Annotated in this window: 10 protein-coding genes; 6 read left to right on the top strand and 4 right to left on the bottom strand. The window is 44.3% G+C overall.

Annotated features, from left to right (window positions below):
* Nucleotides 1–126: 126 nt before the first annotated feature.
* Together FYJ73_RS15125 and FYJ73_RS16060 are read left to right on the top strand one after the other, a co-directional pair.
* Entirely contained in the window at nucleotides 127–330 is a 204-nt protein-coding gene (locus FYJ73_RS15125; protein WP_154535575.1) for a hypothetical protein, read from the top strand.
* Between the two features lie 90 nt (nucleotides 331–420).
* Nucleotides 421–1,053, top strand: coding sequence for a GNAT family N-acetyltransferase (locus FYJ73_RS16060; RefSeq protein WP_235899414.1), 633 nt, complete (start codon nucleotides 421–423; stop codon nucleotides 1,051–1,053).
* Between the two features lie 5 nt (nucleotides 1,054–1,058).
* Here FYJ73_RS16060 and FYJ73_RS15135 read toward each other — a convergent pair whose 3' ends face one another.
* From FYJ73_RS15135 to FYJ73_RS15150, 4 genes are all read right to left on the bottom strand, one after another.
* Nucleotides 1,059–1,562: a hypothetical protein gene (locus FYJ73_RS15135; RefSeq protein ID WP_154535576.1), complete on the bottom strand. Its 504-nt coding sequence runs from the start codon at nucleotides 1,560–1,562 to the stop codon at nucleotides 1,059–1,061.
* Nucleotides 1,563–1,810: 248 nt separating this feature from the next.
* A complete protein-coding gene (locus FYJ73_RS15140) occupies nucleotides 1,811–2,761 on the bottom strand; it encodes a hypothetical protein (RefSeq protein ID WP_154535577.1) in 951 nt (316 codons plus the stop codon).
* 72 nt (nucleotides 2,762–2,833) lie between these two features.
* Entirely contained in the window at nucleotides 2,834–3,010 is a 177-nt protein-coding gene (locus tag FYJ73_RS15145) for a helix-turn-helix domain-containing protein (protein ID WP_154533255.1), read from the bottom strand.
* 509 nt (nucleotides 3,011–3,519) lie between these two features.
* The gene (locus FYJ73_RS15150) at nucleotides 3,520–4,788 is read right to left on the bottom strand and encodes a site-specific integrase (protein WP_154533254.1); all 1,269 of its coding nucleotides are present in this window, start codon (nucleotides 4,786–4,788) and stop codon (nucleotides 3,520–3,522) included.
* A 1,151-nt stretch (nucleotides 4,789–5,939) separates the two neighbouring features.
* Between FYJ73_RS15150 and FYJ73_RS15155 the strand changes: the two genes are divergently transcribed.
* From FYJ73_RS15155 to FYJ73_RS15170, 4 genes are all read left to right on the top strand, one after another.
* Entirely contained in the window at nucleotides 5,940–6,569 is a 630-nt protein-coding gene (locus tag FYJ73_RS15155; protein WP_154535578.1) for a hypothetical protein, read from the top strand.
* On the top strand, nucleotides 6,566–7,489 hold the full coding sequence (locus tag FYJ73_RS15160; protein WP_154535579.1) for an HNH endonuclease signature motif containing protein: 924 nt from the start codon (nucleotides 6,566–6,568) through the stop codon (nucleotides 7,487–7,489). Before FYJ73_RS15155 ends, FYJ73_RS15160 begins: the two co-directional genes overlap by 4 nt.
* A 144-nt stretch (nucleotides 7,490–7,633) precedes the next feature.
* On the top strand, nucleotides 7,634–8,995 hold the full coding sequence (locus FYJ73_RS15165) for an IS110 family RNA-guided transposase (protein WP_154535580.1): 1,362 nt from the start codon (nucleotides 7,634–7,636) through the stop codon (nucleotides 8,993–8,995).
* Between the two features lie 156 nt (nucleotides 8,996–9,151).
* Nucleotides 9,152–9,811, top strand: a complete 660-nt coding sequence (locus FYJ73_RS15170; RefSeq protein ID WP_154535581.1) for a DUF6444 domain-containing protein — start codon at nucleotides 9,152–9,154, stop codon at nucleotides 9,809–9,811.
* Nucleotides 9,812–9,933 lie beyond the last annotated feature (122 nt).

The following is a 9,933-nucleotide window of genomic DNA, read 5'->3' on the forward strand; positions in this document are numbered from 1 at the left end:
TGCGCACAAGCACTTGAATGCTTCACTTCACTCTTTCGTCCGTGGACTGCAAGGGCGAAGTCATGCTCTTGATGCGCTGCGCAATGATTGGGAATATCCGCTACGCAATGCATAGGAGTATAAGCTATGCAATGCATTGGAGTACCACAGTATCGCAAAGCAAGTGGCTACAGTAGCATCAAGGCTGCGCTTCGATGCTCTTCCGCCACACGCCTTGCGCACAAGCCTTTGAAGGCTTCACTTCGCTCTTTAGTCCATGGACTGCAAGGGCGAAGTCAAGCTCCTGATGCGCTACGCAATGATTGGGAATATCCGCTACGCAATGCATAGGAGTACCAACAGTATCGCAAGGCAAGTGGCTACAGTGGCATCAAGGCTGCGCTTCGATGCTCTTTCGCCACACGCCTTGCGCACAAGCCTTTGAATGCTTCACTTCCCTCTTTCGTCCATGGACTGCAAGGGCGAAGCCAAGCTTTTGAAGTGCTTCGCAATGATTGGGAATATCCGCCACGCAATGCATGGGAGTACCAACAGTATCGCAAGGCAAGTGGCTACAGTGGCATCAAGGCTGCGCTTCGATGCTCTTCCGCCACACGCCTTGCGCACAAGTACTTGAATGCTTCACTTCGCTCTTTCGTCCAAGGACTGCAAGGGCGAAGTCAAGCATTTGAAGCGCTACGCAATAATTGGAAATATCAGATATATAATAATATGAGTATGAAATACAATAACTCCGAAATGTCGGGGAAATATCGTACCTTTGTGCCCAATATGGAGACGAAGATTGAAACTACGAATACTGGCGGCAAAGTGCTTGCCTATGATGGTGAAGAACTTGTTGGCCGACTGGATTTCTCCTTCAAGGGAAATGTATTGAGTATTGACCACACGTATGCCTACAAGGAAGGGATAGGTGTGGGGAGTCTGCTTGTCAGTGCTGTCAACGACTATGCTGTCAGTAAAGGGTTAAAAGTCCTGCCCGTCTGCTCATTCGCCGTTGTCTGGTACCAGAGGCATCCGCAGTTTCAGGATATTCTTGACAGGAAGGACTGATAAAGTCAGTTATCGTCTTTAGGAAAGTCCATATCCGCAGTCGCATCAAACATGGCATTTTGTAAGTCCTGCTCATTCATTATTCCTACCCAGTCCATGAAATTGTCGTCAAGAACATTGTCAATAAGCTCATCCGGAGGACAAATCCAGTAGTCATCAAGGTTGTAAGGGAGTTTCTGAGACAACTGGTATGTATAAATGCCCAAGTCCGTCATAGGATGGGCAGCTGCATAGTCCTGCATTTCCTTTGAAGTGCACATATACAGGTATTGGAGCAGTATATCACAGTCATCCTCGTAGGAGTCTTCATCGAAGCCTTCGAATTCCTCAAATTCGACATCACGCCCACGTTCCTTGTAGAAACGGCGTAACATCAGCATTTCTTCGGCTGTGAAGTGCAGGTTCATATCATCCGGAATGATGGCTTCCGGCACATTCTCGTTCTCAGGATCTAAGCGTTCCAATGTAAAATGATACGGCTTTTTATGGATTTCTTTGAAGTCTATCATATTGAATAAATTTGTTTAGGTGCAAAAGTAACGAAAATATTCATATTCCCCAAAAAATTATTGGGCAATAATAGGGGTCAATAGCAAAAAGCAATATTCCGTATTTGTTCTCCAGCAATAGATATTTCAATATGTCCAAGGGCTTTCACAAGTCCTTGGACAATAAATAAATCGCGCGATAGACACAAGTATTAACCAAAATTATGTATTGTCTAATGATAACACGAACAACTCAATGGCGTTAATCATCAGGCGGTTTTCTTCCATTTGACTAACTGCTTAATTACAATCGTTGGGACCTTAGTCCTTACGGTCTCGCTTAGTGAGTGGAATGGGAAGAACTCCTCCGACTTATTACGGATAAACCGTCTCCCGACTTCACGAGCCAAATACCTATAGAGGTTGTTTCCCCGAATGTCATCAGTGAAGTAGCACTGAATGGCTTCTACACCCTTGTTCTTCTTGAAGAAACTTATCACGTCCTCTATATTATCCTCTCCATTGAGGATGATTGCCGTAGAGATGCCCATCATCTGCCAGCTTCTGCGTGAATCCAGTTCGATATAGGCCAGATAGTCCATCATGTTCTCGAAAATCTTATAGTACAAGGTTTTGCACTTGGCTGGGATGATAGAGATACCGGTGTTTAAAAAAGGACGTATTTCCTTGCCATCGAACACGGTCATACATCCATTGTCTGTAGGGAGGGCAAGAAGATGGCGTTCCTTGCTTCCCTGCGACGAAGACAAAACAAGTTCTCTCAGCTTTGCCAGCTCCGCAGCCTTCATGGATATCCCATGACGGGCGAGAACGGCTATGGAGTCCTTGTTGCCGACTGTCAAGTTGACCCGGTCAAAACGGCTTATATCAATTGGATTGTCATTACAGGCTATTCTGTAGTCAAAACACATCAGATCCTTGTATAGGGAATTGAGCAGGCAGGTCTCAGCTGTGCAGTTGTCGGTAGGGGAAAGGTGGAGATAGTCCATATAGCGCAACAGGTCCGTTGTGCGGCCGCGCTTGTTGTCCTTGGAAAGCCACGTATTGTTAACGGTGTTGACTGTAAAGGCGTAGACCTTGCCGGCACTGTTGGTGACTCTGTAATATTTCGTTTCACCCTCCTGCCTGATACAGGGGTAGCCAAGTGCGGTCATCAGTAGGTCGGGGCTGCACTCAGCGTTGAATTTCACTTCGTTCATCCCATCCATTCTTGACAAGAAAAATTCATTGATTCCTTTCATTTTTGTCTGCATATTGTCTGTTATTATTGCTTATACACTTTTTATCGTCTCAAACAGCTCTGATTCCAGAACATACCAGCTCCTTCCGACTTTACGTCCGGGCAACTGGCCGTTACACATTCGCTTACGGATTGTACTCTGCTCACGGTGGAAGAGTTCTGCTACATCCTTGATGGTAAGAATTTTGTCGCTAACTTTCATATTCATATGGCTTTCTCGTTTTTCTGCGAAGTTAATAATAAAATTCTGTCAATCCAAACGTTAGGGAAAAACGGGATAAATAGGGATAAATCGGGAAATCGACGATGCTTCTTATATGATAATGTAATGGGAAAATGACCCTTCCGCCATTGGTTCGTTAGCGCCGATACTGTTATTTTGAGAGAAGGGTTGGCAATCTTTAGAACCACGAATATGATAACGCTTATGCGAGAAAAAGAACATAAAATATTGGACGAACCATAAAAGGCGAAAAGACTGAAGGCTTTTGAGTTCCTCCAGTCTCTTCTATTGATTGAATCTGAGCTAACTTACTGTCCTGTGCCCTGGTAGGCTTCATACCTGTAGAACGCTTCAACAACTCCTAAAGAGTTAGATGCCTCAATGGTATTTGCCGGCACATCTTATTTTTCCGCAAAGTTAATGATCTATCCTCAATTCTGCAAACTACAGGGAAAATCGGGATAAATAGGGATAAATAGGGAAGTCTGAAGGCTTTATGCCTTCGCAGCCTTGTCTGATTCCAGGTTATCCTCGAACAGGCCGTTTTCGGCTGACTTGTTGAACTTGCCCATCTGCCCGGCCAGTCCTTCCATGTCGTGCTCTATCTTCTTGTCGGTCACCTTTGCATAAATTTGTGTGGTCCGGATGTTCGTGTGGCCCAACATCTTGGAGACTGACTCGATAGGCACTCCTTTGCTCAATGCCATCGTAGCGAAGGTGTGGCGGGCGATATGGCAGGTCAGGTTCTTGTCTATGTTGCAGATAGCGGCGATTTCCTTCAGATACGCGTTCATCTTCTGATTGGAGATGATGGGAAACAGAAACTCCTTTCTGCGCTTGTCATCAGTATACTTAAGGATTAGTCGCTTGGGGATGTCCAGCAGAACTACATTTATAAGTGTGCCTGTCTTAATACGACGGCCCTTGATCCACTCGACGCCGTTGAGCGTCACGATGTTCTCACCCTTCAGATTGGCCAGGTCGATATAGGCAAGGCCGGTGAAGCAGGAGAACACGAAAAGGTCACGGATGAGGGAAAGACGCTTGTTCTCAATCTCCTTGTTCATGAGCCGGTTGAGCTCATCATCCTCAAGATAGCCACGGTCAACAGCCTTGAGGTGGAAGCGGATGTTGGCGAACGGGTTGTTGGTCGTCAGGCCGTTGCGAAGGCCGAAGAGGATGACAGACTTGAAGGTCTTAAGAGTCTTGGTGGCAGTGTTGGCACTCTGACCGATCTCCGTACGCAGATAAAGCTCGAAGTCGTGGATGACAAAAGGCGTGACCTCTGTGAGGCGGAGGTCCTTACGGCGGTATTTCTTCATTATCATCTCAGCGAAGCGCTTGCGGACAAGCTCATACTTCTGGTAAGAGGTGGTGCTCAGTCCGTAGCCCACCTGCTTCTTGACATCCTCATTGTGGGTTTCGAAGAGCTCCATAATCGTATCAGTGGAGACGGTCTTGCCCAGAAAATCCTGCTTGATACGGTCGAGGCTCAACTCATCGGTATTCTCGTACTTATTATATATAGAGAGTACGAGGTCCTCCAGATTGGAAAGCTGGAGATTTGTTGACAGGGCTTCCGTGGTCCTGCCTTTGACACGAGACTTGGAGCTGTTCCAAGCCTTCGGATCTACACCGATGCCGGTGCTGCCGAAATTTGCACGCTCGCCGTTGAGAGAACAGCGGAGCATCACCATTGACTTCCCGTCCTTGTTGACGTGGTTGCTTCTAAGATAGAAGGCTGCCTTGAAATTTGATTTCATAAAAACTACTTTTTTACTGCAGGTCCAAAAACCATGCTCTAAGTTAAAAACTTTAAGATAAAGCATACATCCGTGTAGCCACGTTTCTTTGATGCTGTTATTGGGCTGCAAAGTTAAACTTAAATTGTTGTAAAACAGAGTTTTCAGATAATCATTGCGTAATCATTGCGTACTCTTGGCTACACAGTTTTCTCGAGTCTTGAGAGGTGTAGCCGGAATGTAGCCAAAAAATGAGTATCTCGTGACGTCGGTCGGTATCTTCAAGTAACCTGATTTTTCCAACCTTCAGAAACGGAAATTGCCGTAACTCATTGAGTTTACGGCAATTAACTGAATTCCTTAAAATTCCTTCGTGATAACTTGGTGATTATCAAAAAAGGTTTCAGCGGAGAGAGAGGAACCCCCACCTTTTCCGCTAAAATGTTGTATTTCAATTGCTTATAAAGTCAAGGAATTGAGTTGTACCGTATCTGTACCGTTTTTTAGACCATCTACAGACCCTCTACAGACCATTTCCTAACCCTGCATGACTTGAAAAACACACCCGAAGGCAGTAAACAAGCCGAAATTTAAAGATCTCTTTTATTTGGGTTCAAAGTTAGTAAAAAATGAACTAACCACCAAATATTTGAGAGACAATTTTTTATCTTGCGTTTTGGTACATAAGCAGTGCAGGGTGCGAGGTCCTATATATATTATAGTGACCTTGCACCCTGCACTGCTCGTGTACCGGGGCAAGCCCGTGGTTTGCACACCTGCACACCGCCTAATGGTCTGCCTTATATGCTATGGAATCTTCTTGCAAGTTTTGTCATGAATTCCAGTAATGACAAAATAGTCGGGCACTTCCAGCTCTAAGGATTAGATACAAGCAAAATAGACATGGATACTGAAAAATCGCAGTTTGGGAAGAACGGCGTACTCGATATGTGATACGGTATAGCTGTATTAAAGTAAGAAAAAAGTTGGCAGCATAAAAAAATATATGTAACTTTGTGGAGACCAAAAACAACAAAGGCTTGCTATATAGCAAGTCTGGGCATGGTAGGAGTGAGTGCGAACTCCCCTTCCTTGTTCTGAATTATATTCTTAAACAAAAATTAAACCCTGTCGAAAGAGGGGAGTATAAATCACTAAATCAAAGGAAGAATATGGAAAAATTATCATCGGCCATGTTATTTATAACATTGTTGGCATTTGTGCTTTCATCATGCACCAAGAGTACAGAGGAAAAAGCTAAAGAGCTGTCTGAAGCTAAAATAAAGGAGTCCCTTATCATACCAGATAGCTATGATCTGGCATCGATTGAGGTTGACAGTGCATTTACTCCTTATGACGACCCACAATTTTATGAACTGACTATAGAGTTGGCAAAAGACGGTACGGCTATAGAACAGGCAAAAAGTGACAAGGAAGAAGCCCAGTCTCGCATTGCCTTGTGGGGAGGTCCTTACCAAACATCATACGGGCGGAATGAACAAAATCAAGCAAAAGAGAAATATCGGCAAGCAAAAAAGGCCGAATCTGATGCAACAGAACACGCAAGAACCATTGCAGAAAAAATGAGAGTGATGTTCTCCAAAGATCCTGAATTCATCGGGATGAAGGCAAAGGTTAGTTATAGGGCTAAGAGCAATAATGGCAATGTTCAAATGGGAACTGCAAAAGTCCTATTCGACAAAGATATGACTAAGGTCATTAATATTTACGACATGGATGGAGAAGAATATCAAGCTTTCATAGCTGTGTGTAATGAAATAGAGAAGAATACTCAGAAATGATTGGAGTTAATGATGATTATTCTGTAGAAGTTACATGCACATATAAAGGGGAAACCTATCATGTGCGTGATAACGGGGCTGTTTTTCGCGTACAGAAAGGTGAAAGAAAGCGAAAATACGATGGATTTTGGACTTTCGGAATTAAACATATTGAGAACGGCTATATGTATATTTCTCAAGAAAGGGTGCACCGTATAGTTGCGACTGCTTTTCACGGAGAGCCAAAAAGTAAAGATTTAGTTGTTGACCACATTGACACTAACCGTGCAAATAACAGACCAGAAAATCTTCGATGGGTTACCAAGTTGGAAAATGCATTGAATAATCCAATCACCCGTGCAAAAATTATATATATCTGTGGTAGCATAGAAAACTTTCTGAAAGATTCGACGGTTCTATATATGACACCTGTTTCAGACAAGAACTTTGGTTGGATGCGTACGGTTTCTAAAGAAGAGGCTAAAATTTCTAAAGAGAGATTAGAAGAGTGGGCAAAAGAGACCCCTGAAGAACTTCATGTAAAGGTAGAAAGGACAGGTGAGCCTATAGATGAATGGATTTTTTCACCTATAGGAAAAAGACATGGCATATTCGAAGATAATGAAAAGCCGTTCGACTTTTCTAAGTTGCCTAAAGTGCAAGTTAAAGATAATGATTTAAAGGAAACTGCAATTACTAAGCAAATTCAAAAGATAAAATCTTCTAATGCAGAGGTTTCTGAAGTGAAAACGGTTAATGACTATTATCAAAGCCCTTCACAGCCGCAAACTTCAGATTTAGATGTTATTCAACCTGAACATAAAATTAGTAACTATTCAGTTCACCACAGGGGCCTTTCCCTGAGCAAAACGGGAAATAACATTTCTATCCCTGCGCAACAGATTCACTGGGAAAGTAGTTACCTTTGCATAGGCAAGTAAGTAGGCCATTATTGGCAATGGATTCTCGAGTCCAATATTCAGTTTGGTCCCGTCTGCTCGTAGAGTAATAATTGGTTGTTGGAGACCTTATAGAAGAGTACATATTTTAGGAGCATCGGACTTGCTGTTTTATAATCAAAGGCTATGGCACGTAAGGCAGAAAAGGAAAAAACGAAGGATGGCTTGAAGCTGAAGATAGTCAATCCCAATGCGGCAGGCATAGACATCGCCTATGGTGAGATGCAAGTCTGCGTACCCGAGGACCGTGATGGCGAAAACAACCGCTGTTTCGGCAGTTTCACATGCGACTATGAGGAGATTGCCTCATGGCTCAAGGCCTGTGGTATCACCACAGTGGCGATGGAGTCGACAGGTTCCTACTGGGTAGGCCTGTATTTCTTCCTTGAGGAGAAAGGTTTTGATGTTCTTCTGGCCAATGCGAAGGACGTGAAGAACGTCTCTGGCAAGAAAACTGACGAGGCGGATGCCGAGTGGATAATGCTCATGCACAGCTATGGGCTGCTGAAGCCGAGTTTCCACCCCGATGCCGCAGCCCGCAGCATCCGTGAGCTTGCCCGCCACCGTGACAACATGCTCCGCAGTGCCAGCAAGGAAGTCCAGCACATGCAGAAGTCGCTTGTGCTGATGAACATCAAGGTGGATACCGTCATCAGCGACATTCTCGGCAAATCAGGCAAAGCCATCATAGAGGCAATTCTGAACGGCAACCATGACCCCAAGTCGCTTGTCCAACTGGTCGACCCGCGCTGCAAGGCCAGCAAGGAAACAATAGAGAAGTCACTCGAAGGCACTTGGGACGCCGTTCATCTCTTTGAGCTCAAGCAGTCCTATGATCTCTACAAATACATCCACATCCAGATAGCCGACTGCGAGGCGGAGATGGACAGACTTTTAGGCGAATACACGGAAGGATGCGGCACGGATATGCAAGGCTATACGGCGACAAAAAAGCGGGTGGCCAAAAAGAACGCCATATCCTTTGACGCGGAGAAGCATGCATTCTCCATGTGGGGAGTGAACGCCATGGAGATACCGGGCATGAGTCTTGGTGCGCTGGCAGTACTGATGGGGGAACTAGGAAGCGGATTCACAGAAAAGTTCACGTCGGCCAAGAGCTTTTGCAAGTGGTGCAACCTCGTTCCGAACAACAAAATCTCAGGTGGCAAACTTCTCTCGAGCAAGGTGCCCAAGCAGAAGAACAGAGTCGGACAGGTGTTCAGGCTATGTGCCAACTCAGTTAAAAGTGTCAAGACGGGACTCGGCATATATTTCAGGAGGCAGAAGTCCAAAGGTGGTCATCTGCAAGCTATTGTAGCGACCGCGAATAAGATTGCCAAGATATTCTATACAATGGTAGTGACCAAGAATCATTATGACGAAAGCAAGGTCGGACTTGATGAAAAGCAACTCCTTGAAAGAAAAATTATCATGGCCCAAAAAACACTAGACAGACTCAATCTTAAGCTCTCTGTGGCGCAGCGATGATAAATGTTATATAGAAGCGAATGCCCGCCCAATTTCACTTTCTAATGGTAATCTCAATTATGACCTTGGTTAAATGCTTATCAATCAGTAAAATAAGTATGAAAATAATTCTATTTTTGTTTGCTTATCTCAGCTATTTTTCGTACCTTTGTATCTATGAAACAGGCAGTTACGGACATAGCCGATGTGCTGAAAAGCATGAACGAGAAGCTGGGGTCGATGCAAAAAACCATCGATTCGCAGCATGATACTATATGCAATCTTAACCGTAACATCAACAAATTGAACGCCGAGCTCAGCAAACGCAATACGATAATAGAGGATCTAAGAAAGCGTCTTGCAAAGTACGAAACACCAGACAAGAACTCAAACAACAGTAGCACGCCACCTTCCAAGGAGAAGATGAAGGACGAAGTCGTCCGACCCACTAAGACGCTACGCAAAACGAGCGGTCTCAAGCCAGGCGGACAAGCTGGTCACAAAGGCTGTACACTTTTGAAAACAGAAAGTCCAGATTCCGTTGAAAACATAATCCCTAGTTACTGTAACGAATGCGGAAACTCGCTCGAAGATAGTGAACTTGTGTTGGATTATGTTACACAGGTGATATCACTTCCTGAAATGAAGCCCATAGTAAAAGAAATCAGACATTATGTTGCCGTCTGTAGTAAGTGTGGCGCAAGAATCCGATCCCACGCTGCAAGGAAACGTGGAACAAATGCAGTTGTCTATGACGCTTCGGTAAAAAGCCTCGTTGTCTATCTTTCGGTAGTACAGTTTCTGCCTTATGGGCGCATTGCCGACTTCTTGCTGTAATCAGCAAATTTTCATGCAACATTTTTAAGAAAAATAACATATAGCATTCTTCGGCAATTAAGATGTAGCATTATTGATGCGTTTTGGCAATTAAGATGGCGCAGTACCAAGGTTTCCCTTGG

The organism is Hallella mizrahii (assembly GCF_009695775.1).
Classification (GTDB): domain Bacteria; phylum Bacteroidota; class Bacteroidia; order Bacteroidales; family Bacteroidaceae; genus Prevotella; species Prevotella mizrahii.